The sequence below is a fragment of the Xenorhabdus sp. Sc-CR9 genome, from assembly GCF_963897815.1.
Classification (GTDB): Bacteria; Pseudomonadota; Gammaproteobacteria; order Enterobacterales; family Enterobacteriaceae; genus Xenorhabdus.
Genome location: NZ_CAWQTY010000164.1, coordinates 13,008 through 38,001, shown reverse-complemented (window position 1 = coordinate 38,001; position 24,994 = coordinate 13,008). Strand labels below are relative to the sequence as shown.

General features: G+C 43.2%; 14 protein-coding genes, 2 pseudogenes and 1 riboswitch. Of the genes and pseudogenes, 8 read left to right on the top strand and 8 right to left on the bottom strand.

The genetic code is table 11. The features are described from left to right. Window positions 1–387 precede the first annotated feature (387 nt). The gene (locus AACQ81_RS07865; RefSeq protein ID WP_237386906.1) at window positions 388–2,001 is read left to right on the top strand and encodes a cyclic peptide export ABC transporter; all 1,614 of its coding nucleotides are present in this window, start codon (window positions 388–390) and stop codon (window positions 1,999–2,001) included. Between the two features lie 282 nt (window positions 2,002–2,283). Here the strand turns inward: AACQ81_RS07865 and AACQ81_RS07860 are convergent. Both AACQ81_RS07860 and AACQ81_RS07855 read right to left on the bottom strand, forming a co-directional pair. After that, window positions 2,284–2,513: pseudogene (locus AACQ81_RS07860) on the bottom strand (transposase); the annotation flags it as partial. Next, window positions 2,509–2,712 (bottom strand): annotated as a pseudogene (locus AACQ81_RS07855) (IS110 family transposase); the annotation flags it as partial. The pseudogenes AACQ81_RS07860 and AACQ81_RS07855, both read right to left, overlap by 5 nt. Before the next feature lie 483 nt (window positions 2,713–3,195). Between AACQ81_RS07855 and AACQ81_RS07850 the strand changes: the two are divergent. The 7 genes from AACQ81_RS07850 to rlmA all read left to right on the top strand — a co-directional run bounded on the left by AACQ81_RS07850 (window position 3,196) and on the right by rlmA (window position 18,606). Further along, window positions 3,196–7,206, top strand: a complete 4,011-nt coding sequence (locus AACQ81_RS07850; protein WP_237386905.1) for a hypothetical protein — start codon at window positions 3,196–3,198, stop codon at window positions 7,204–7,206. A gap of 9 nt (window positions 7,207–7,215) precedes the next feature. Then, window positions 7,216–7,644, top strand: a complete 429-nt coding sequence (locus AACQ81_RS07845; RefSeq protein WP_237386904.1) for a hypothetical protein — start codon at window positions 7,216–7,218, stop codon at window positions 7,642–7,644. After that, window positions 7,637–8,911 (top strand): hypothetical protein, encoded by a 1,275-nt coding sequence (locus AACQ81_RS07840; RefSeq protein WP_237386903.1) that lies wholly within the window; start codon window positions 7,637–7,639, stop codon window positions 8,909–8,911. The genes AACQ81_RS07845 and AACQ81_RS07840 overlap by 8 nt, the downstream gene beginning before the upstream one ends. A gap of 15 nt (window positions 8,912–8,926) precedes the next feature. Then, a complete protein-coding gene (locus AACQ81_RS07835) occupies window positions 8,927–9,430 on the top strand; it encodes a hypothetical protein (RefSeq protein WP_237386902.1) in 504 nt (167 codons plus the stop codon). A 4-nt stretch (window positions 9,431–9,434) separates the two neighbouring features. Then, window positions 9,435–11,924, top strand: a complete 2,490-nt coding sequence (locus AACQ81_RS07830) for a pentapeptide repeat-containing protein (RefSeq protein ID WP_237386901.1) — start codon at window positions 9,435–9,437, stop codon at window positions 11,922–11,924. Between the two features lie 48 nt (window positions 11,925–11,972). Continuing rightward, complete coding sequence (locus AACQ81_RS07825) at window positions 11,973–17,099, top strand: type I polyketide synthase (RefSeq protein WP_237386900.1); 5,127 nt, start codon at window positions 11,973–11,975, stop codon at window positions 17,097–17,099. A gap of 691 nt (window positions 17,100–17,790) precedes the next feature. Then, window positions 17,791–18,606, top strand: a complete 816-nt coding sequence (gene rlmA, locus AACQ81_RS07820) for a 23S rRNA (guanine(745)-N(1))-methyltransferase (RefSeq protein WP_237386899.1) — start codon at window positions 17,791–17,793, stop codon at window positions 18,604–18,606. Window positions 18,607–18,720: 114 nt separating this feature from the next. On the opposite strand, the gene mntP is transcribed toward rlmA, so the two are convergent. The 6 genes from mntP to AACQ81_RS07790 form a co-directional block, all read right to left on the bottom strand. Then, window positions 18,721–19,305 (bottom strand): manganese efflux pump MntP, encoded by a 585-nt coding sequence (mntP, locus tag AACQ81_RS07815; protein ID WP_237386912.1) that lies wholly within the window; start codon window positions 19,303–19,305, stop codon window positions 18,721–18,723. A 143-nt stretch (window positions 19,306–19,448) separates the two neighbouring features. Further along, a riboswitch (yybP-ykoY riboswitch) is annotated at window positions 19,449–19,587 on the bottom strand. Between the two features lie 75 nt (window positions 19,588–19,662). Continuing rightward, a complete protein-coding gene (locus AACQ81_RS07810) occupies window positions 19,663–20,121 on the bottom strand; it encodes a DUF986 family protein (protein WP_237386898.1) in 459 nt (152 codons plus the stop codon). 107 nt (window positions 20,122–20,228) lie between these two features. Then, a complete protein-coding gene (locus AACQ81_RS07805) occupies window positions 20,229–21,077 on the bottom strand; it encodes a PTS mannose transporter subunit IID (protein ID WP_443089538.1) in 849 nt (282 codons plus the stop codon). A gap of 13 nt (window positions 21,078–21,090) precedes the next feature. Then, complete coding sequence (locus AACQ81_RS07800; RefSeq protein ID WP_237386896.1) at window positions 21,091–21,891, bottom strand: PTS mannose/fructose/sorbose transporter subunit IIC; 801 nt, start codon at window positions 21,889–21,891, stop codon at window positions 21,091–21,093. 82 nt (window positions 21,892–21,973) lie between these two features. Beyond that, on the bottom strand, window positions 21,974–22,939 hold the full coding sequence (gene manX, locus AACQ81_RS07795; protein WP_237386895.1) for a PTS mannose transporter subunit IIAB: 966 nt from the start codon (window positions 22,937–22,939) through the stop codon (window positions 21,974–21,976). A 540-nt stretch (window positions 22,940–23,479) separates the two neighbouring features. Beyond that, window positions 23,480–24,844: an L-serine ammonia-lyase gene (locus AACQ81_RS07790; protein ID WP_237386894.1), complete on the bottom strand. Its 1,365-nt coding sequence runs from the start codon at window positions 24,842–24,844 to the stop codon at window positions 23,480–23,482. Window positions 24,845–24,994: the final 150 nt, after the last annotated feature.

The following is a 24,994-nucleotide window of genomic DNA, read 5'->3' as shown; positions in this document are numbered from 1 at the left end:
TTCTCGTACAGCGGGAAGCTACCACACGCGTTTTGCAGTTAAATTAGTATAGAAAAGAAAATATCATAGAACATTACTACAGGGCGGAATCAGACATTTTTTATATGGTTATTATGGATAAAAATAATACTCTTAAAACTCGATAAATACACAATCCAGATATCAAAACCTATCAATAAAATCGTATTGAATGTAAGAAATTATCAATATGTGCGAAATGGATAATTTTTACGCAAATTAGAATCCTGCCCTGAACATTACTATTGTATTAATTTATTTTTTAATTTAATGTTCCCAATTTTACTTTATCATAAAAATAAATAGTATTGCAAGTTACTCAATAAGGATGTAATTTACTTCAACTACAATTTTTTTAATGGTTTTATTATGACTCTAATATCTTATCTGTATCGTCAATCTTGGATTTTATTTTTATTATCAACCATAAGTGCTCTAGTTAGTGGTTTTTCTGGTGCGGCTGTTGTTGGTATAATAAGTAAAGGAGTTACAGAAATCGTTAGTTTTCAACTTCTAATCTGGGATTTTTTTTGTGCGTGTATTATCTTTTTTTTCACTAAAACTTTATCACAAGTCACGCTATCCCATTTAACTCAATCAGCAATTTATTCATTACGTTTAGATTTGAGTCGTAAAATATTAAAAGCATCTTTTAAAAAGACTCAAAAATTCGGCAGGCATGGTTTATTGGCAGTTTTAACTAAAGATGTTGATGTCTTTGTGCAATCTTTTATGTTAGCGCCAACAGCGATCGGAAATATAACATTGATCATTGCATGTCTGGGTTATCTGGCGTTTATTTCCTGGCAATTATTTATTATTTTGACTATCCTTTCTTTATTTTCAATGTATATTTTTTATATGCTTGAAAAGCGCCCTATACGTCTAATGAGTCAAATGCGTGATCAGGTAGATAAGTTATATTTAAATTTCCAGGGTTTAATTGATGGAAGTAAAGAACTGAAATTGAATAAACAAAAAGGAAATATGTTTGTCGATAACGTCATATCGGAGGACGCACGAAAGTTCAAAGATATTTGTATTAAAGCCACCAATAGCTATGCTTGGGTACTGAATGGAAGTTCTGTGGCTTTCTATATCATTATTGGTATTATTGTGTTTGTTGTTCCTATCTGGTTACCTCAGGAACCAGCCAGTTTGGTGACAGTAGCACTTATTGTTTTATTCTTAACTGGTCCAATTAGCGAGGTTATCGGAGCAATTCCAGAAATCAGAGAAGCTGAAATTTCATTAAATAAAATGAATCAACTTGGCAGTCAGTTGGATGAATTAAAGCACAAAAATTTTGAACTTAACACACCAGACCCATTCCTGAGTGAAAAGCCTTTAACGATTGATCTAAAAGATGTTATACACCACTACATTACAGATAAAGAAGATCGTCAATTCAAACTTGGTCCTTTAAATTTAAAAATAAATCAAGGTGATATTATTTTTATTGTCGGTGGTAATGGCAGTGGTAAAACTACTCTTGCCATGCTGTTAGTTGGTTTATTTGAGCAAGAATCTGGTTCTATATTGCTTAATGGTGTGAAGGTGAATGAATCTAATAATGAATACTATCGTCAATATTTCTCTGTCGTTTTTTCCAATTACCACTTATTTGATCAATTATTAAATGCAGATAAAGATACTGCAAAAAAAGCAATTTATTATATTGACGCATTAAATATGAGTCATAAGGTCAAAATTATTGATGGTAAATTTTCCACCACTGAACTCTCGACAGGACAAAGAAAAAGGTTAGCTTTAGTTTCCGCCTATTTAGAAGATCGTCCAGTATATCTATTTGATGAATGGGCTGCGGATCAAGACCCTGTGTTTAAAAAATTATTCTACACTGAACTTTTACCTGAACTAAAAGCTCGTAGTAAAACTGTAATTGTTATTAGCCATGATGACTTTTATTTCTATGTTGCTGATCGTGTTATCAGGTTAGAAGATGGGAAAATTAATGACTAATTGGGGTTCTGCTACATTAAGCGATGAGTGGATGATATGTCGCTTTTGTATATTGGGCCTTATCCATCCATGAGTTTGTAGTGCGGTACGATGCTGTTCTTGTGATTATTTTAGAGCTTGTTCAGAGTCTTTATTAAAAGACTCTGAATCCTATTAGGGGTACGGTAGAGCTGATGGTAGGCTTCCGTGCGGTTTCGGGCACTGGCACTGTTGCAAATTTTCAGCCACAGATATACTAAGTTAACCCGAATTTCGTTTTAAGCCGCCACGGGGAAATCGTCTTTGAGAAATAAGTTTCAATTGTCCATTAATGATTTCGAGGATAAACCGTTTTAATAACATTATACTATCCCACTCCACTTGTTTCTGTGCTTTCATGTTACGGCGCCTTTTCGTGATGAAAGTGATACCATTCTGGGCTAAATCGTCGGCCAGTGCCTGACAGAGATATTCTTACTGTCACCGTAAAGAGAACCCGTCAATTCTTGTGATAATTCACGAGCAGGTAAACGCCGAGGCTTCCTCCATCGTGGTGGCCGTCGCTGTGGCAGTTAACGGTCCAATGCCGGGTATTTCCAGTAATTGCTTACAGATTTCGTTCTCTTTAGCGACTGCTGTCAGTTGTTTTTCAATACCACCAATATAAGTATCAAGATCGGCAAGGCGCTGATATTATTCATTAAGCAGAGTTATCAGATATGCAGGTAACCGCTAAATTAACGTGACACAGAATTATGAACGCCCTCTTAATTTATAAGAGTAATTTATTTAAAGGTTGGCTTTATTATTGAAGATAGGTTTTATAATTTTAGATGATTATTTTTACTCTTAATTTAATTCATACTAATAACATCGGAAAATAAAGATTTAAAATTGAAACCATTAATTAGCTAACATTGAAAGCTAGCTATGCGCCACATGAATATCTTTTTTAACTGATGAACATCTTTTTTAAGTGATGAAAAAAGCTTGAAATCGTATTAATATTATTAATTGTATAGCTTAAATGTCACATTCAATTGATTTTTGTAAAATAGATAAATCTTTTTCTACTTATTTTTAGGTATTCCTCATTTAAAAAATAAGTTTATAGGAGGATGTGTTCATTCTCATGGGGATTATTTTTTCGGGGTATACGGTTATTGGGTATTTATTGTGATAACAAAAATAGTCATTTAGAGAGATAAAATCCAAATGAAAACACATATTCTACATTTTGACCTAGCTCAAGGCCATTTACGTACTCAATCCAGTCAATTAAACCTTTGGGTTGGTGAATATAATATACCGTTACAAGAACATGATGAGTCAAGTTTAGCCAGAGCAGCTGGAGAAAATCCTGCAATAGATATGGTTCTGCGTTACGGTTCACACAATATTAGCCATTTCGCGGAGGTACCTGAACACTATTTTTTACCTCATCACGTTACGCTAATTAAAGTGGTTGGTGATAAATCCGGGCCTTATCGTTCTTCGTTACCGGTTCTTTACCATCTTTCTTACCATATCCCTAATGCTCATTTACGTCGTTATGCCAAACGTAACATAGAAAAACTGGCCGTAAATAATATAGCGGCGGCTTTGCCAGGTAAACTTAGCGCTCTCGGTGTTAATAGCCAACATTTAGCACGAAACCCTATTCATTGTAGCGATTTGTTGGTTGCGGCTAATGAAGTGAAAACACCATGGGAGGTTGCCTGTTCTATTGTGTTTTCCCACCCGGAATTGTCTAACAGTCAGGCTTATGCAGCATCAATTGTGATGAATGCACATATTACCCCACCGCAGGAAATAGACCCACAACAATATAACCGGGTTTATGAATTGTCTATATCAATATCGAGTCAGGGACCTGCGACAGAGACAAGCGGTTTTGCTACTTATGGCCAATTGGTTGACCCTGATGGCAACAAGATGGTTTACGAATTTGACTGGGTTGGTGAAGATGGGCAGGTGATTTTCGCCGAAGGTGATCCGGTGATGCAATATAATCTATCGGATGAAACAGAGAATTATTCAGGATCGCCGGCCTCTAATGCGCTGAAAACTTCACATAATGATACCCGTTTGCAAAATCATAACTGGAGTGTCAGCCAAAGTGCGTCTCTCGACGTTACCGAATTCAAAGATCAAGCTTCAGCATCGAGTGCTCCGCAAAATACCAGCCAAATTTGGACAGCCACTAACCGCACACCTAATCATGGTATGGATGTGTATCCTGACAGCATCCGTTACGATCCCGGCCAGAGCTATTTTTCCGTTGATTTTAAAAATAAATATTTACGTCAGCTTGGTGTTTATATTCAATTCTTTAAAGACACTGAAATGAAACAGCCGATCGATAATCCAACAGTTGATGGTGATTGGCCGTTTTATTTCCCTAAAGAATTGGCGGCATTATTCGAAACGTCATCACAAAAAGCCCTTGGGGTGTTGCCTAATGTCAATACGATCATGGGAATTCCGATGCCTACTGATCCCACTAATTTTGGTTTGCCTTGGCCGGCTGAAGCCCAAGCCGCTAAGTTCTTGTTTGGCGGTTTGGGAACTTCCCGTTGGGATAACCCAATTGTTTGGCCGGGTGTGATTTTAACCGGTATGTTCCAGTACGGTATTCCGTCTCTGATGATGTTGGCTGGCGCCGCAGTGACCAATACTCAGTGGTATAAAGATTTTATTTCTAATAAAGATAACGTTGCCATATTAGCAGGTATTGCTTTCCCATTGATTGGCGGTGGTGCCGCTGTCGGTTCAGCGTTATTCAATACTAAAAAAGTACTCACCAGTTTAGCCAGTATTACCATTGGTATTTTGGCTAAAAAAGGACTGGAAGCGTTAGCCACTTATGTGACAGCTCAGATAGCAGCCAGTGCAGCGGCTCAGGCGGTTCCTGTGGTGGGTTGGGCGTTTAGGATTGCTGCAATTGCGCTAGATTTGGCTCAGATTGCAGTGACTACAGGGGAATTGCTCTCTACGCCAGCCACTTTGGAAGTGGATATCAAGCGCCAGATGACGTTGGCTTTTACCCTGTATCCCGATCCGGCTCATGGTGAAAAGGGGCGTCCGGAAACCGCAATCTGGCCGCCGGTGGGAGTACAGTGTCAGGTGACAGTCGAATATACCAACGGCACCTACTATACCCAGACTATTCCATTACCTACAACTGGTTCCAATACGCCGCTAATTTTTAATTTCAATTCGGTTGGTTGGGGTGGAACCCTGAAAATTAAGGCTAATGTTTATTCTGCTACTGGTTGGTTAGCGGGGAGCTACGTCAGTGAGCTGCTGAATGCGCAACCAGACGATCCTAATGAAGGCATTATGCACGTCAGTGGCAATATAAAAGAGATGTTGGTGCCTCTGACTGAGGTGACGCAATACGAATATTGGGAACAGCTGTCTTACGATAGCGATAAAAAAGAGTATCAGTGGATTGAAGGCAGTGTGCCGTTGGAAACCCAGTCTTCAACCAATTGCAGCAATGTAGGTAATAACATCTGCAAGCTGGTCAATATGACAATACTGAATTCCGATTATCAGGTGGGTTATTGCTACCAGGCTTCCGGTCAGAATATCCCACTGGAAGATCCATCAAGCCCTCCAAATAGCGGTCAGATGTATGTGTTGCAAAACATTTCCACTTTGAGCAACGACACGCTGAATGAGCGTTTGAAATTATCTGAAGTGGGTTTCAAAGTACAACCCCTGATCAGCTATAACAGTTTTGGCGAAGGGCCGGACGACAAAACCATCACCCCTTATAACTTTATTATTGACTCACGATTCGGCGAATATCACTTGCGTCGAGTGGACCTGCGCGACGGCAAACATGATTTTAGTTTGACGGATAATCCGCTGTCTTGGGGATCGTTTACGATTCCTCATCTGGATGCAATGGTGGTTCATCCGAGCGGTTATGTTATTGCAGTCAGTTGGCAATACAGCAAGATGCAGATCCTGCCGTTGGGTGATCAGGGTTACCAGGATGCTCAAGCACCTGCGGCCCAGATTGTCTCTGGCGAGGGGATTCTACAAGGGCTAATGCATGGGCCAATTGCCCTGACTGTCACGCCAGATGGTCGCATCTTATTATTGGAAACAATCAATACCCGTATTCAGGCGTTCGATACTAAAGGGAACCCATTCCCAAGTTTTCCAGGGGCAACACTGTTTAAACTGCCTACTGCTGAGTACCAGGCAACACTGGATGCTCAGGTGTTCTCTCCAGCATTACAACAAGCATTTCGTGAACAAGGGCTGACATTCTTGTTTAGTAACAGTGATCCGAGCTTTATTCATTCACTGGATGCCGGAGTGCTGGATGAGCAGATTATTGCTGCCTTTGCTGAGGACGGGATCTATCTGAGTTATAACCAGACCGCAGACGGTAATATTGACCCAGTTGGAAGCACAACGGTTGATGTGATACAGCAAGGGCAGAGTTGGTTGGTATATGATCCGCAGAAACCTGCAACTTACACGTTGACTGCTCAAGGGCCAACGGTATCTGTATATAACGATTTGAGTAACGTGCGGGTCATTGCTATCGGTCAAGGTGTCAAATGGCAAATTGATGATCTTGCTGGTGCCCGCTCTTGGTTGTTAACCCTTGATGTAACCAATCCGGCTGAAATTATAGTCGCTGATTATCTGTCCTACATGCCGCTGAATAAGCCAGACGGAATAACTTATTTGGATGTGGCGGTCGAGTCTAAAGGATATATTTATGTCTTGTCGTACCGTAATCAAGGGCGTGATCCAACGGATTATATCCTTGATATCTATGAGCCTGACGGTAAGTTCTTGGTCACTGTCCCTGATTCGACATTGGTACCTGATCCGACTAAACGCCAGCATATTGTGGCGGCACATTTGGCGATAGATCCATTCCGTACCTTGGTGGCGATGAATTACGGCAAGTTCCTGGGGGAAAATCAACGTACTCAACCACAGATCAGCCAATGGAAACCAACCACACCGATATTTTATTTAGGTATCGATCAATTACCGATATTCCAGCAACCCGATATGGACAAAATCCGTGCAGTTTTTGCTGAGAACAAACACCCTCTTAGTCATCAGGCGACTATCGAAACTATCAATAACAATGGTTATTTCATCATTACCGATGTTGATACCCGTTACCCGGTCATTTCTACAGTAGATGGCGATAATTTGCAGATTATTTCTGTCTACAGTTTCTAGGAGAAAAATATGTTATTAAAAAGTTATAGTTCAGGATTTAAAGCGGTCTTGCAATTATTAGGTCTCTCAGAGAGCGATGTAACGGAGACAGTCGTTATTCAATCTTCGTCGCAAGGCTCTTTACGGCTAGATGATCCGCAGCCACTGGCCCCATCTCATCAGTCAAATGTGTCGTCAGCAGCAGAGCTGTTGATCCTTTCTGGTATCCCCCCTGTTGAAGCGCCGATAGCATTTCCGGCAACCGTTGATGTTTTTGTGATTGGAAAATTGGTGATTGCTAATGGTGGGATTTTGGAAATTAGCAGCTCAAATTCACAGCCGATTGTGGTAGCGGTAGACACGCTGGTGCTTGAACAGGGTGGACAACTGAGATGTGACGCTAATGTGATCTTAAATGTGCAAACTTATCCCCAAACTCAGGAGAATACCCATGAATAAAATGAAATCTGTTGACGAAACTTTGGCTATGTTGCGTGAACATTATCATTTGACCGATGCAGAGCGGCAGCCAAAACAATTGAAAACTTCGGACTTTGACGGGCCGGTAATATTTTCTCACGATCCGAAAATAGCCACGGTGCCACCCGCGTTTTTTACCGTACAAACCATACAGGAGTTGAAGGAGCTTGGCGGGGTGCCTGACAGTGAGTATGGCCCGGGCGGAATGGAACCCCATCATCCGCTACCTGAACCCTATTCAGCTGAACGGTTGGCGAATGTCACCGGTAATCATGTTGATATATGTAAAGCTTTCCGTGCTTATATCTATGGATATTCTCCTTTAGTCAAAGATTATGAGGATATTCTGAACGCTAAACGTTTTCCGATGAAAGTCGCGTTATACAGTGGTAAAGATATTGTTGTTGCCGCTAGTAACCCATTGATTACTGGAGATGAAAATAGCCATGGTGAACCTGTTGTTTTGACGTTTAATAAGATAACGATTGAACCCGGAGGTAAGATTATTTATCGGACCAATGGTACCGTTATAGCGGACGAAGCCGTCATAGTTAATTCCCCAAACCCCGATCCAACTCCAGATGATAATGATGACCCACACCTTATAGTTATTGGAGGTAACGGAAGCAATGGTGGGAAGGGAAACGATGGTTCTGGTGGAAGAGACGGCAGCAATGGCAGTGCTGGCAAAGATAATAAAAACTCTTGCGCAATGCAGGCTACGAACGGTACCGCTGGTAGCGATGGCACTGATGGCGCCAGAGGAAGTGATGGCGGAAAAGGTGAGGATGCGGATGATGTTTATTTTAATACAAGGACTCTTAGCGGCTTTGTGAATATGCTGACACAAGGCGGTGATGGTGGTAATGGCGGTAACGGCGGTAATGGTGGTAGTGGTGGAAAAGGAGGGAATGGCGGTGCTTCTACCAGCGAATGTAGCGCTGGAAAGGGTGGCAAAGGGGGTAATGGCGGCAACGGTGGTAACAGTGGTAATGGTGGTAATGCGGGTGACGGCGGTAACATCTATTTTAATTACCAGGAAGGCGGAAGTGCGACGTTCCAGTCCAGAGCGATTGGCGGCACTGGTGGTAAAGGCGGCACTGGTGGCTCTGGTGGTGCTGGCGGTGGTGGTGGTACAGGTAGTACCGGTGGTGCCCCAGGTAGTAGTGGTTCATCGGGCTCCACAGGAGCTGACGGAAAAGCCGGTGCTATTGGTGCAATTTATGTCAAAGGCAAAAAACAATAACCGTAAGGAGGAGTTATGGTCGCAGATATTCAAATTTTGGGTACTAACGGTGTGAATGGTGCCGATGGAGCCAATGGCGTTGATGGTCAACGAGGTGCTGATGGCCAGAATGCTTCTCGTCGTAAGCCACCCACTGCCGGTAGCCCTGGTGGAGATGGTCAATCTGGTCAGAGTGGCCTGAATGGTCAATCCGGTTCTAGCTGGTGGTTTGCCCTGCGTTGTACCCGTTTTGACGTACAGAGCGTAGCACGCATTAGCAATAATGGCGGTGATGGCGGTAATGTTTGGGTCAGATATAACCAGACTAGCTTACCAAAACCGGTATCTGCCACTTCTAATGGCGGGAGTGGAGGACTCGGTCAGCCTAGTGGTGCAGGAGGGATCGCCGGGCGTGGTGGGGTAAATGGAGATGGTTCACATGCACCCGATGGAGGATATGGTATTGGAGGGATTAGCGCCAGTGGTGGTCAGGCTGGGAGAGTTGGAAAGGTTTCTGTAAATCACTTGCTGCGAGGATAATGACATGAGCGAATCCAGATCTTTTGCTGGCAAATGGCAATTTGCAGCGGCTTCTGGCCAACTGATTACTGTTCAGGCGGATGGTACGCTTGGGCTGTCAGCCAAGCAATCAGGGGCGATTAATCAAATAATTAATGCTTATGGCGTTACTGGCTTTTGGTTACAGGCGGGCAATGGTCGATATTTGGCTGCGAGCGGTAATACTCCTCAAGCTAATCAACCGCGCGATGGTACGGTTGCTGAGATCCGGTTAGAAGAGGTAGGAGGATCTGGATTTCGCCTGCGCCGTATTAGTAGCAGTGGTGACAGCTATTTGGTGGCGCAACAATCTGGGCTGATTTGGCAGGCAGTCACTAGCAGTCCGCCTCTGTCAGCCCAATTTACTCGTACTATCGTGACAAAGGACTTGGAATTCCTCAAAGAATGGGGGGCAATGGGATCAGATCTGCGTTTTGCCTATCTCGCCGGAGAGAATTTAAATGAAATGGTGATGATGGCTGTCGATTTGTCCAATGCCGATCTGCGTGGCTCCACATTGCTTGGCGCTGATTTAACTAATGTCAAAGTTGATGATTGCAATTTGAGTGGTTGTGATTTAAGTAAGACTGATCTAACGCATGTTCATGGTAAAAATGCGCTTTTTGAAAAGTGTATAGTGGGTAGCGATACCAATATGCCTAATGCTGAGCTGCCAAATGCCATTTTTCGCGGCTGTAAAAGCAGTGGCGGTCAACCGGTATTGAATCGTCTAAAAGCGCCGGGGGCGGATTTCTCTGGTGCGTTGTTACCTTCGGTGATAATGGAGAATGCTGATTTATCGCAGGCGAATCTGGTCAATGTTGATCTAAACGGTGCCAGTCTGGCTTCCTGCAACTTTACCGAGGCGATCATGACGCTGGTAAATTTACAAAATACCACTTTGCAGACTTCGAATTTTAGTCAAGCCACATTAGTAGGGACGGATTTTACTGGGGCGAATATCAATCATGTTAATTTCAGTGGCGCTAATCTGACCAACGCCCGGTTATCGTTAACCACCGGTTATAGTCAGCTTAACCTTAGCGACAGTACCTTATTAGCAACGGTGCTGACAGGGATGGATCTGGTTGATGCCACGATTACCGCCAAAACTGATTTTACTCAGGCGCAGATGGATGGAGTTAATCTGAGCGGTCAAAAGTTGGATCAAGTCATATTCCTGATGGCGTCGATGCAGAAAGTAAATCTGGATAATACGTCACTTAATGGTGCCGTTCTGGTCGGTGCCAATCTGGCTGGTGCCACTGTCTTGGGGAATGTCTCCTTAGTAGGGGCGAATTTGTCCAATGCGAGTCTGAAGAATGTTAATTTAACTGGCGCTCAATTTGGCGCTTTATCCACAGTGACACATTTGGATGAAGCTGATGCTCAATCGCTGGATCATCAGCAACTGCCCGAACAATTACGTCAAATGCTGTATCAGGGAAAGATGTTGATCAACGGTCAGGCAGAGGTGTTGGTTCGTCAGCCGGGCCAAAACTGGTTGGTTGAACATGAGGGTAGACCGTTATTTATTCACTATCAGAACGGGCAATTAAACGTTGCTCAAGATAATGGTGGTAATGCGGCAATTCTTGCCAACACATTTATGCCTAATGCTATCCTGACGGGCGCTAATCTGTATGCGGTTGATATGTCCGGTGCGCATTGGTACGGCAGCGATGCCAGAGCCGATAACGCCAATCTGGAACAAGTCAATTTGTCGAATGCTAATTTAGCGACAATGAATTTCACTCAGGCACGGTTATATGGTGCAAATTTGGCCTATGCTAATCTGGTGAATACCAACTTCAGCAAGGCAATGTTGGAACCAACTCAAGGTCTTAAACCGGCATCTCTGGCCTTTGCTTCAATTCAGGGCACTATCTTTACTGAAGCTAAATTGACCGGCGCTAATCTGACTAATGGCGCGGTAGCTTTGCCGCTTGAGGAAGCTGGTAAGAAGTTTACCGGCGTTCCCTTGTTCAGTGCGGCGCTTGAGCTGATGAGTTCATTAGATAGTGGCGTGATATCAACGGAATTGCGGCAGGTATTTACTGATAACGGCTATAGCCTGCTGCCTAATGCTAAAATCAGCGAAAAACAAAATGATCAATATTGGGTTATCTCCAACCAGCCGCAGAACACCGATCTGAGTTACCGAGGATATTGTAACTTTATTGTGATTCGGGTGAGTGGGGTCGGCAATAACCATCTGCAAGTTTGTGGTGGATCGCCATTACGTATCATTCGCATTGAGGCTGACAATACATTACAACCGGTTAATGTCGCTTTTGGGGTGACAATTGATATCACTCAGGCGATGGATGGTGCCACCACCTGCCCAAGTGGTTTGCGTTATCAGTTACCCAATACGGGTATTAGTTATCAATCATTGATGACACCGGGATTGCCCCCTCATCCACCGGGATGTATTCCCAGCCCAGGGGCTTGGTGTCGACAAGTAAAACAATGATCTGGCAAACGACTAATCGGAGTAAAGAATACCACTATGGATATCAATATGATGAGAAGCGAAAATATGCCGATTGCTGTTATCGGTATGGGTTGCCGTTTTCCGGGGGGTGTTAGCTCCCCAGAGGAATTCTGGCAGCTGTTATGTGGTTCAAGTGACGCGATTACCCCAGTTCCCCCTGAACGTTGGTCAACTCAGGCTTATAGTGCCCGGGATCGCAATTTGCCAGGGAGAATGGTAGCGCGAGAAGGCGGATTTATCGCTGATGTTGCTGGTTTTGATGCGGCGGTGTTTGATATCAGTAATACAGAAGCGCCTTTTCTCGATCCACAGCATCGTCTGATGTTGCAGGTGACATGGGAAACGCTGGAACGGGCGAGAATAGCGCCAAAGTCGTTGGCGGGTCAGGAGGTTGGTGTTTATATCGGCGCTTTCACTCATGATTATATGCACTTGCAATTTACTGATTTGCGTCAGACTACCGGTTATACCTCAACCGGTGCGATGGGAACCATGTTGTCGAATCGGATATCCCATATGTTTGATTTTCGAGGTCCGTCTCTGACTATTGATAGCGCCTGTTCATCGTCCTTGTTGGCAGTACATTTGGCTTGTGAAAGTTTGCGGCGCGGAGAATCACAACTGGCGCTAGCGGGTGGCAGCCAGTTAATGCTGATGCCTGATTTTTCCGTAGTGGAAAGTCGTACCGGTTTTTTATCACTCACCAACCGCTGTCATAGCTTTTCGGCTAATGCTGATGGTTATGTGCGTAGTGAAGGGGTAGGCGCTGTTTTGCTGAAACCGTTAAACGCAGCTTTACAGGATGGCGATCCCGTTCTGGCGGTAATCCACGGTTCGGCAGCAAATCAAGATGGTCATACTCCCACGATTACCCAGCCAAGTAGTGCGGCACAACAACGAGTAATTCGGATGGCCTGTGCTCAGGCGGGGATTTCTCCAGCAGAGATTGATTATATTGAAGCTCATGGTACTGGGACCGCGGTAGGCGATCCGATAGAAGCAGAAGCACTGGGGCTGGTGTGTCGGCCAGATCCAATAGATCGCCCATTATTAATTGGCGCGTGTAAATCGGTGATTGGTCATACGGAAGCCGCAGCAGGTATTGCTGGATTAATTAAAGCGGTATTGTGTTTACAACGAGGGCAAGTGCCGGGCAATTTACATGCTGATCCCCCTAACCGCAACATTCGTTTTACTGAATTGGGATTGCAAGTTCCACAGCAGTTAACCCTATTGCCTGAAGGAAAAGTGATAGCTGGGGTGAATTCCTTTGGTTTTGGCGGAACGAATGTTCATGTGGTACTAAGTAATCATGCAGAATCCTCCGCACAACTTCGGACGACGCAAGGGCAAGCTTTCATGCTGCCATTGTCTGCGCAGTCTGAGTTTTCTCTGAAGCAACAAGCGCAGTGCATTGCTGATTTGCTGCAACGGCAGCCGGAGATTGCCCTTGATGATTTATGTTATAGCCTGGCGACGACTCGTCACCGCTTTCCGTTACGTAAGGGGGTAGCATTCAGTAACCGAGAACAGTTACAGCAGCAGTTGACTAATCTGAATGTGTCGTCGAAGCAGAATCATAAAAAAGTTGATCGTCTGGCTTGGATATTTGCGGGTATTGGCAGTGAAGATTGGAAAGATTCTATAGCCTGGTTTCAGCAATTTCCTGAGTTTACTGAACAATTCGAGCGTTGTGAGGCAATTTGGACAGGATTTTCTGCACCTTCCTTATATGCGGCATTGATCTCTGCCGATGAATTGACAGAGCCGCCAATGCAGTTTGCCGTGCAGATATCAATGGCTGCGCAGTTGCAGAAGTGGGGATTCAAACCAGCAGCATTACTTGGTCATAGTTCCGGTGAAATGGCGGCTTGTTATCTGGCGGGAATTTATGATCTGACGCAGGCGCTGACACTGTTACATCAGCGTTATCATTATCTGGAACGTGTGTTGAATAAAGGCGGCGGATTATTAATCGTAGCAGCGACAGTTGAGCAGATATTACCTCATTTGTCAGCTCCCGGTGCCGAGCCTGCCGTGGTGATAGCTGGGCGTAATAGTATCGACCGTTGCTTATTGTCCGGGCCTATAAGTGAATTAACCGCGGTTGCTGAGCGCTTAAAGCAGCAGCGTATCGCCAGTAGTTGGCTCAATTATAGAATTGCTTCTCATTCCCATTATATAGAGTCAATCAGGGCTGGGTTGACTGCGGATGCAGCAACCGTTCCCGCGGCAGAACCTTTGCTGCCAGTGTTTTCATCAGTCACTGGGGAGTTGATTAATGGGAAGTTGAGTCCCGAGCATTGGGCTGACAATGTCGTCTCGCTATTCCATTTTGACGATGCGATAGAAAACATGCTCAAAGCGGGTTTCCACCATTTTCTGGAAATTTCACCTAAATCCCTACTGAGTGCAGGATTAAAGGATTGGAGCCAGCCTTATCGAGGACAGGTGTTTGCTTGTCGCTCAGGGCAAAACTGGCCACAACTGTTAGGACAGCTGTTTGAAGCTGGGGTTGAACCGGACTGGCGGACTCTGATGCCTACCGCTTGCCCAATTGATCTACCCACTTACTCCTGGCATCAGCAATCTTATTGGTATGAGCCAGAGATTAGCCGTCGCCGCCGATTACGTATATTGAGCGGTGTATTATTGGGCGAAGCTCAGCCGGGCAGCGAGAGTTGGCAAGCTGAGTTGGCTGTAGAACAAGTGCCTTGGTTACTCGATCATGTTGTCATGGGAAATGCAATGTTTCCGGCTGCGGGCTATATTGAAATCATGTTGGCGGCGGCTCGTATCTGTTTTCCTGACGTTGGATTAGCGCTTGATAATATTGTGTTGCAATCGGCTTTACTGCTAGAGCCAGGCATAGAATTCAGGTTAAAGACACAGCTAGATCGCCAGCGAATGGAAGTGCAAGTACACATTACCCGTAATCTGGATGAGAGTGTACATTACCAACTTGCAGCCAGTGCACAGGTGGACATCGTTGTACCGGGTGCTACTGCTTGTGCTATTCCTCCATTAGCGGTAAATGATCGCTATCCTTGCATGTGGAACCAAGAGATGTTGTATCAGGCATTTCAACATCTGCATTTCAGTTATAGTGGTGTTTTTTGTACTCTGCGCCATGCGTTTGTTGGTAAAGAAGAAACAATCTGTGAGATTGAATTACCACCTGCACCGGAGGGAATGAATTTTCACCCAGCGGCTTTGGATGGCATCTTCCAATCATTGTTGGCGATTCAGTCTGCTGATATTCACGCGCCAATTCCTGCCAACGAGTTCCGTATCCCGGTCAGTATTCAGCATTTGCGTATCAATGGTAAATTGTCAGGTCGGGTTCATGCCCATGCCCGAAATACTAAGCAGACACAACAACAATGGCTTGGGGATATTGACGTCTATACTGATAGCGGTATGTTGCTTTGTCAGATCAGCGGGTTTTGCGTTCAGCTTGTTGGTAATAGAAAAAACAGTTTGTCTGCCAAACTGCAAAATCTGGTTGTCGGCCAACCACAGTGGCGTAAACTGCCCGCTCAGCCACCAACAGAGTCTGTGACGCAATGGGCTATCCTTGGGGGTGAAAACGCTCTGGCAGAAGAGTTAGTTGATGAGTTGCAACGCCGTGGTGGGTGTGCCTCGTTGTATTCTGGTCTGCCTGACAGTTATCAGAAAACTCAAGAGTTAGTTGATACTCTTCCTGTTGAAACCGAAAGGATCCTGATCCTCTGGCCGTTGCAGGCTCCGCGGATGGCTTATCATTCGTTGATCCATTTGTGTGCGGCGCTGGCCGAACGGTCGATAAAACCACGTTTGTGGATAGTGACTCAATGTGCTCATCAAATCACTGAGCAGGATCAGCCCGATCCATTTGCCGCCGCATTATGGGGAATGATGCGCGTTATTGGTCAACAGGAAGCAACTGCATTATGGGGTGGATTACTGGATATTGACAGTACCACGGCTCCAGCCAAATGGTGGGACGCGCTATTGATAGATGATGGCGAGGATCAATTAGCTCTGCGCCATGATCAGCGTTATGTGCTACGCCTTGTGCCATTACCTGAAATACCCGTGCTACCACCAGTGCGTTTTCGTCCAGATGGCTGCTATCTGCTGACTGGTGCTTTTGGTGATATGGGGCGTCAATTGATCCCCTGGATGGTACAGCATGGTGCTCGACATTTGTTATTGATCGGGCGTCGTCGTGCCCTTGATACGGCTGATCAAGAGTTATTGAAAATTCTGCATCAACAAGGGATCGAGGCTAATTATCTGCCGATTGATCTCGGTGATGTGGAAATGACCAACATTGGTTTGGCTGAGTATCGACAACAAGCCAGCCAGCCGCTGCGTGGGGTGATTCATTGTGCTGCGCATGTTGAAGATCAGGGATATCGTGAACTCAGCCCCGAGGCGTTTGATAGAGTATTTGTCGCTAAAGCATTAGCTGCCTGGACATTGCATCAAGCGTTGGCTGATGCACCTTTAGAGCATTTTGTTATGTTTTCCTCGTTGGGGGCATTATTGGCTTTACCGGGTATGGCATCTTACGCAGCGGCTAACGCTATGTTGGATAGTCTGGCCTGTTTACGGCGTCAGCAAGGTTTACCTGCGTTAAGCCTTAATTGGGGGCCATGGGAAGCGGGGATCGCTTTGCGGGATAGTCGAACGCTGCCAATACTGGAAAATAGTGGCTTACAGCCATTTGGTTCAGAGGAAGGATTAGCTGTTTTAGAACGCTTGTTTGCTCGGATTGAGCCGCAACTGGTGCCGTTCTTGACGAATTGGACAAATTTACTGTCCAGCCAGATGCGTCACCTACCGCTATTGCGTGATATTCAGCAAGAAAATGTGGTTCAGACTTTACCCATAGAAGCGGCGCTTGCAGTGAGTGATCTGGACGATGTCGTTAGCTTGCTACAAACCTTTTGTGGTGAGATTGTTGGGACGTCAGCAGAAGTATTCCATCCCGATCTACCTTTGACTAACAACGGTATTGATTCATTGAATGGTTTAATGTTGGTACAAAAAATCAACAAACAATTACGTTTGGATATTCCGCTGGAATTGTTGTTAAGTGATAAGCCGCTGGCTGAACTTGCATCATTGATTACATATCGATTGCAAGTTAAGGCAATTGCGAAGTAGGAATAACCTTCGAATTGTTTAAGAACAGCCAATTCAGAGATACGTAGTTACGATAAGTTTCAATAGGAAACTTATCGGACTAGGGGATTAGTGCCCATTCCCTTTGAACGAGTTTTACCAAGTGACATTGTTTATTACTATTTCTGTCTGTGCAGTAATGATAGGCCTGTTATTGCTTCCATTCTTGCAAGCTCAGTTTCCTGGACAAGGATTACAACACTAATGCAATAAAATGGGAATAGGTAATCTAATAGATAATATCTGTACTATTATCTGTATTTAAAGTAATTTTTTGTAGTGGATTGTTTATACCCAATGGATTTCAAGATGCGTCGCGGTGGCAACGGAGCGACAAATTCGTCGGGAACGAATTTGCCCAGCCAGAGGTTGGTCCCTGGTGAGAGGCAGGAGCCTCTCATTAATCTCCGGGAGTATAGATAACCGTATATTTGCAAAAACGATGACTGGGATGAATGAGCGCAGCCAACTAAAGAGGCAACTTGAAAAACGAAGGGTATATATTAAGAAATAAGGTGTCTATTACTCCATTTGTTAAGCAAATGTTATTTTGTGATAACCAAAGACACTAAATTTAGTAAAACAGGGGCTTAGAACACATGGGATCAAAAAAACATGGGTCCAAAAACATGATATAGTACACCCTGATTTTTTCCTATCCCATCGGAATGTTATGTCTTACCAATGTCCTTTATGTCATTTACCATTACTGTTTGCTCACCGTCAATGGCGCTGCGAAAACAACCACCAGTTTGATTGCGCAAAAGAAGGGTATGTTAATTTACTGCCTGTTCAGCATAAGCGCTCGAAAGAGCCGGGTGATAGTATAGAGATGATGCAGGCGAGAAGGGCATTTTTGCATTCTGGTCATTATCGTGCATTACAACAAAAATCTATTGCTCTACTTAATGAGTATCTACCGGAAAATGCGGAAATATTACTGGATATTGGTTGTGGTGAAGGTTATTACACGGCTGCGGTACAGGAACAGTTAAATTTTCATCGAAATCTGGTGGTGTATGGATTAGATGTGGCAAAAGTTGCCGTTCGTTATGGTGCTAAACGGTATCCCAATGTTAATTTCTGTGTGGCATCCAGTCATCGCCTGCCATTTGCTGATAACTCTTTGGATGGTGTTTTACGGATTTATGCTCCCTGTAAAGCAACAGAATTAGCTCGTGTTGTGAAACAGCATGGGATCGTTCTGACGGTGACACCAGGCTCACGTCATTTGTATCAATTGAAAGAATTGATTTATCAGGAAGTACATCTGCATCCCGATAATTGTGAACAATGGGATGGATTCGAATTAATTTCCACGGAAACATTAGCTTATGAAATGTCATTGAATGGCGAACAAGCCCATGATTTATTGCAGATGACTCCATTTGCTTGGCGGGCATCAGAAGAAGTTAAAACGCATTTGATGTTGAAAAAGCAATTTAATTGCGAAGCAGATTTTACGTTGAAGATGTATCGACGTATTTGATAGTAGTAATCTTGTAATTAGATTATTAAACAATAAATCTGGAGTAGATTAATTATGGCTTACCCCAGAGTGGGATAGAAATATGAACCTCCCCAGGTTTATTGGGTGATAAAATTATTGTGCATACATAAATAGTTCGAGATGCTCAAATAATATATTGAAACCTATAATAATTAATACCAATCCACCCATTAATTCAGCTCTTTTACCCAACAGAGGGCCAATGTAGCGGCCGATTAACATTCCTAGTGTAGCCATAACCATTGTCATTAGTCCGATCGCCATTGCGGTATGTAAAATATTTACTTGTAGAAAGGCAAGGCCGACACCAATTGCCATAGCATCCAGACTGGTAGCAATAGCAGTGAGAACTAATGTTACCGAGCTATGTCGCTGAGGAGAGGTTTTCTGAGGAACATCTGGCTCATTCCTGAAACTCTCGATAATCATCCGACAGCCCAGAAGAAATAATAATGAAAAGGCAATCCAGTGATCCCATTCCATAATATATTGGCTGGCATATAATCCTAATGACCAACCGATTAGTGGGGTGCAGGCTTCAACCAAACCAAAGATAATGCCTGTACGAATGGCTTCCCGAAAATGTGGGCGGTGAAGAGTAGCGCCTTTGCTTACTGCAGCAGCAAAAGCATCCATAGAAAGTGCCAGTGCGAGAATAAATGTAGCATATAAATTCATCAAAACAGCCTCGGTTGGGTGATTCCATATACACATAACTCACCCCCAACCTAATGGTGTTGTTATGTGTCTATGGTCTTGCCAACCGATTTAGAGCCTCTATATCTATATCCGTTGTCTTTCAGGTTACAGCTTTGTTAGCTACGCTGTAATTAGAAATTTATTGGATATACATTAATTAGACGCTTCAGGTATTCGTACCACGTTTTATTTTAAAACGAGTATGTTGATACGAATTTTCCAGAAATTTTCTGGAACAGGCTACTCCCCAATGACTGAAATGGACTCTACCATATCCAGAGTGAAAGGCAAAAAATATTTGTTATATTTCTAATATGAAATTGATAATAGTTATCATTATCTGTTGCTTATGAGAAATTGATAGATTCTCTCTAAATCATCCAGTTTTATTACGGAGATATATATTTTATGATGTTCTAAATCCATCATAAGAATACCATCTTCAGATAAATTCATTGCTTTGATATTTTCATATGAAAAAAAACGATTGGCATGGTAAAAGCCGTATTTTTTGAAAAGTAATTTTGGTGAGCGAATATAACCCAGATATAATGTTATCAAAATGATAAATGATAACAAATAGGTAGTGAACTGACTGCCGTGTGACGAAATGTTATTATAAATAATAATTGCAATTAAAATAATAAAAATTAATGCATCAGTTCGCTGCTTTCTTTTCAATTTTATATTTAACAGCGTTTTCCCTTTGAGCTGGATGATAATAAATTCATCATAAATCGCAAAAGCGAGCATTAACACAATTAAAATTAATAAGATGAAATCATTCAAACTCATTTTTAATCCCTATTTTCATAGTAGATGGATGTTTTATCATACTTTTGTTGTAATAGTTGGGGAGAAAAAACCTCCCCAATTATTTGAGTTATGCTGGAAAATCAGATTTAGCCGAGGAAACCAAAACGGAAACCAACAATTCCAAGGATGAAAAAGCCTACGATTATCCAGAGAGGGTTGACTTTCTTACGCAACAACCACATGCAACCGAATGTGAGCAATAATGGCATCAAGCCGGGCATTAATTGATCCAAAATGGTTTGAACTGTAGTCACTTTCATTTCGCCTGTGATTGGATCAGGGACTTCAGAAACTACCAGCGGGATATTTACCTTGGTCCATTTATTGACCAAGGCTCCCATGACAAACAGGCCGAGAATTGACGCTCCTTCTGTCATTTTTTGCAAGAAGCCACCACCCATATCCTTAACAATATCCAATCCTTTTTTATAGCCATATGCTACACCAAAGTAACGGGTGAGTAATCGAACTAAATTAAACAAGATGAAAAACATGATAGGTCCCATAGGGCTACCACTCATGGCGATTCCAGCACCAAGGGCAGCAAATACTGGGCGTACTGTTCCCCAGAATATTGGATCGCCGACACCTGCTAAAGGACCCATTAAACCAACTTTGATACCGTTGATTGCTCCGTCATCAATGTCGGCTCCGTTGGCACGTTGTTCTTCCATTGCCATCGTGACACCGAGAATAGGTGCTGCAACATAAGGATGAGTATTAAAGAACTCCATATGTCGTTTCAGTGCCTGTTTTCTTTCTTCTGTATTTTCAGGATACAGGCGGCGAATAGCTGGTATCATTGAGAAACAGAAACCAAGCGCCTGCATACGTTCAAAGTTCCATGATCCTTGAAATAGGTTGGAGCGGAGGAAAACACCACGGATATCACTTTGTGTCAGTTTTTTCTGACCGATCTTTGTTGTCTCTGACATGTTGTTCATCCTCTTAATCTAATTCGTTATCAAGGTTGTTTGAGGTATTGCCAGCAGTAGCGGCTGTCTGTGATTGGTTGTATTTAGGGCTAAGCTGGATATACAGAATTGCCATAACGATACCAATGACACCTAATGCAACAAGGTTGAAGTCGGTGAAAGCGGCAGTTACGAAGCCAAGGTAGAAGAATGGCATCAGATAACCTGCGCGCATCATGTTAATCACCATTGCATAACCAACAACCACGATCATGCCACCAGCGATATTTAGGCCGCTGGTAACAACTTGTGGAATGGAGTTCAACATGTGCTGAACTTCTGAAGTTCCTACAGAGATAGCAACAATTAGTGCAGGGATGGCAATTCGCATAGCTTGTAGCATCAGGGCTGCAATATGAATGGCACTGATTGCCCGAAGATTACCGTTTTCTGCCGCCTTATCCGCTGCATGCTGGAAACCAACGGTTAGGGTACGGACGATAATGGTCAGAACCTGACCGGCAGCAGCCAGAGGGATAGCCAGAGCGATGCCCGCGCCAACGTCTTGTCCGCCAGCGATAACCAGAATGGTTGAAATGATAGAAGCCAATGCAGCATCGGGTGCGATTGCGGCGCCGATATTCATCCAGCCAAGCGCAATCATTTCCAGTGTACCACCAATGATGATGCCGGTTTTCATATCACCAAGTACCAAACCGATGAATGTACAAGCAACTAATGGACGGTGAAATTGAAATTCATCAAGAATGGAACCCATACCTGCGATACAGGCAACGATGAATATCAACACAAGCTGAACAACGGTAATTTCCATTGTTTTTCTCCTGTAACCAAATTGTAATTTGGTAAGAATTTTGTTATTGAGTAATGGTTAGTAAAAAATAGTATCTGTTTTTTTAAGCTTTTTTGAGTAGATCCATCATGTTCAGACGAGTATCGCTGGCGACTTTGCGAGCTTCAAGTTCTATGCCACGAGAATTTAGTTTTCCGAAGGCTTCAATATCAGAATTGTCAACGGAAATAGCATTGTTAATCTGGGTTTTTCCTTGGCGGAAAGCCATGCCACCGATATTTACAGATTCGAGAGTAACTCCATCTTCTACAATACGCAGAACATCTGTTGGATTGGTGAACAACAACATGACCCGTTCACCCGCATATTTAGGGTTGTTGTAAACGCGAACGCATTTAGCAACGTCTACAACGTGCGCACTGACACCAGGAGGTGCAACTTGTTTTAATAGAGTAGAACGCACGGTATCTTGAGCAACTTCATCACTGACTACAATAATGCGTCTGACATTAGTTTCTTTCGTCCAACGAGTAGCAACTTGGCCGTGTATAAGGCGATCATCTATACGTGCAAGGGCTATCTTCATATGGCCGCCCGCAGAAGGGGCTGATATAGGTGCGGTGGCAGGTGTTGCTGGTTTGAGTGGTTCTGGTTTTGTCGGTTCTTCGTCTTGTTCCGTTTTCAGGGCGCGGATACCTTCTTTGCCTGCTTCTAATGCGACTGAAACCAGTTCTTCCATGGATGGATCATCGTCACGACACATAAAGGCTTCAACCAGCATTGGGACGTTTACACCAGTAATAATCTCGTAGTTATCTTTGTCAACTGCGATACGGTTTGCAGCATTGAATGGGCTACCACCCCAAGTATCAACGAAAAACAAAACCCCTTGATTTGTATCAAGTAATTCCAGTTTTTTGTTGTACTTATCAAATAATGTATCAGCATTTTCACCGGGTACGAAGTCGATGTAAGAAACGTTCTCTTGTTCACCAATCAACATTTCTGCGGTATAAAGCAATTGTTCTGCCGCAGCCCCATGTGTGCCAATAATAATGGCTATACTCACTTGTTTTCCCCTTTTTATAACAATTGAATTCAGGCTTACTGCAAGATCATGCTCAATATTTCTAATGTATTGCATCTCTTATCAATAAATATGATAGTTGCAAACATAAAGTCTTATCGAGAATCTATCTCAATATTTCATTCCTTATGGTTTGATATTTCGTTACATAAGAAAATATGTCGTTAGATTATCATTTGAAGCCTTCAAGAAAATTGCTATCAGTCAGAAAAATTAAGCCAGACTGTTTTGAGAGATTAAAACGAGATTTAAAACTGTCATTTGGTCAATTATTGATTTATTATGCGTTATTTTTTGGTTTATTAGATCTTTTAAACTGTTTTCGGTAACATTTTCTTAATTTTTATGTAAAAAAATAGTAATGTGTTTATCGAAAAAAGAAAAATAATATACTTTATTGATCCGTTTCAGCCAAAAAATATCCCTCCTAAGTGGGAGGGATATTTTTTTCAGATAAGATTTGTTGTAGCGAAAATAGGTAACAGTATCACTCATTATAGTGAGAGTGAATGATAGCTAATATTAGTCACATTGGACTTTTATCGCCAAACCACCGCGCGAGGTTTCACGGTATTTCGCGTTCATATCCTTACCTGTTTCATACATGGTCTCAATCACTTTATCGAGAGAAACACGCGGTTCGCTGGTACGGCGAAGTGCCATGCGAGATGCGTTGATCGCTTTGACTGAAGCAATCGCGTTACGCTCAATGCATGGAACCTGTACTTGACCTGCAACAGGGTCACAAGTCAGGCCGAGATTGTGTTCCATGCCAATTTCTGCGGCGATACAAACCTGTTCAGGGCTTGCGCCAAGTAATTCAGCAAGACCTGCGGCTGCCATTGAACAGGCAACACCAACTTCACCCTGACAGCCGACTTCTGCACCAGAAATAGAGGCATTCATCTTATACAAGATACCGATAGCGCCAGAAGCCAGAAAATAGCGAATGTATAATTCCGGTGTTACTGGCTCGATACAGTGATTGTAATAGGCCAAAACAGCAGGAACGATACCACATGCACCATTGGTCGGTGCTGTAACAACACGGCCACCGGCAGCATTTTCTTCATTGACGGCTAATGCAAACATGTTGATTAAATCAACAACATTCATTGGGTCATTGGATAAATTGCTGGATGATGTCAGCATACGGTGTAATGCTGCTGCACGGCGGGGAACACGCAATGGGCCAGGCAATACACCTTCTGTGTTCAGGCCACGCTCAATACAAGCTTGCATGGTTGCCCACACATCTTCAAAATACTCAGCAATTTCTTCGTTGCTGTGTAAATCCAGCTCGTTTTTCATCATCAGGCCAGAAATGGATAAACCTGTTTTTTTACAGTTCATCAGTAGCTCAGCAGCGGAGCTATATGGATAAGATACAGGTTTGGTATTTTGGGATGGCTTGCCAAAATGTTCTTCATCGACAATAAAACCACCGCCGATAGAATAGTAAGTTTTACTGTAAATTTTTTCGTCACCTGCGAATGCATGAATTTGCATACCATTTTCGTGCAGTGACAGATTATCGCTACGGAAGTTCATACCACCATCGCGAGGAAAATCGACTTCATGTAAACCATTTGCCAGCGGCAAACGTTGAGTGTGCTCAACATCACGAATAAAACCTGGGATTGAGTCGATATCAACAGTGGCTGGCATATTACCCGCCAGACCCATGATGATAGCGATATCCGTATGGTGACCTTTCCCGGTTAATGAAAGTGAGCCGTATACATCAACAGCTACACGCGTGATAGAGGACATTACTCCTTGGTTTACAAGATCATCGACAAATTGTTTGCCTGCTTTCATAGGACCAACAGTATGAGAGCTGGATGGGCCAATACCCACCTTAAACATGTCGAAAACGCTAATCACGCCAGACTCCTTTAAGAAGAAAGAGATATAGTTATTTATATTAAAGCGCGCTACTTTACTGTTATTTAGTAGTGTTGATAAAGGAGTTTACAGTTTTTTTTTAATTATAATAGCAATTGATATGATCTTGAATAATTAATGAGCATATTT

Coding starts and splice junctions, on each gene's coding strand:
- AACQ81_RS07835 (WP_237386902.1), top strand. CDS start 8,927: ATGGTCGCAGATATTCAAATTTTGGGTACTAACGGTGTGAATGGTGCC.
- AACQ81_RS07850 (WP_237386905.1), top strand. CDS start 3,196: ATGAAAACACATATTCTACATTTTGACCTAGCTCAAGGCCATTTACGT.
- AACQ81_RS07805 (WP_443089538.1), bottom strand. CDS start 21,077: ATGTCAGAGACAACAAAGATCGGTCAGAAAAAACTGACACAAAGTGAT.
- AACQ81_RS07825 (WP_237386900.1), top strand. CDS start 11,973: ATGATGAGAAGCGAAAATATGCCGATTGCTGTTATCGGTATGGGTTGC.
- AACQ81_RS07845 (WP_237386904.1), top strand. CDS start 7,216: ATGTTATTAAAAAGTTATAGTTCAGGATTTAAAGCGGTCTTGCAATTA.
- AACQ81_RS07865 (WP_237386906.1), top strand. CDS start 388: ATGACTCTAATATCTTATCTGTATCGTCAATCTTGGATTTTATTTTTA.
- AACQ81_RS07800 (WP_237386896.1), bottom strand. CDS start 21,891: ATGGAAATTACCGTTGTTCAGCTTGTGTTGATATTCATCGTTGCCTGT.
- AACQ81_RS07810 (WP_237386898.1), bottom strand. CDS start 20,121: ATGAGTTTGAATGATTTCATCTTATTAATTTTAATTGTGTTAATGCTC.
- rlmA (WP_237386899.1), top strand. CDS start 17,791: ATGTCTTACCAATGTCCTTTATGTCATTTACCATTACTGTTTGCTCAC.
- AACQ81_RS07830 (WP_237386901.1), top strand. CDS start 9,435: ATGAGCGAATCCAGATCTTTTGCTGGCAAATGGCAATTTGCAGCGGCT.
- AACQ81_RS07840 (WP_237386903.1), top strand. CDS start 7,637: ATGAATAAAATGAAATCTGTTGACGAAACTTTGGCTATGTTGCGTGAA.
- mntP (WP_237386912.1), bottom strand. CDS start 19,305: ATGAATTTATATGCTACATTTATTCTCGCACTGGCACTTTCTATGGAT.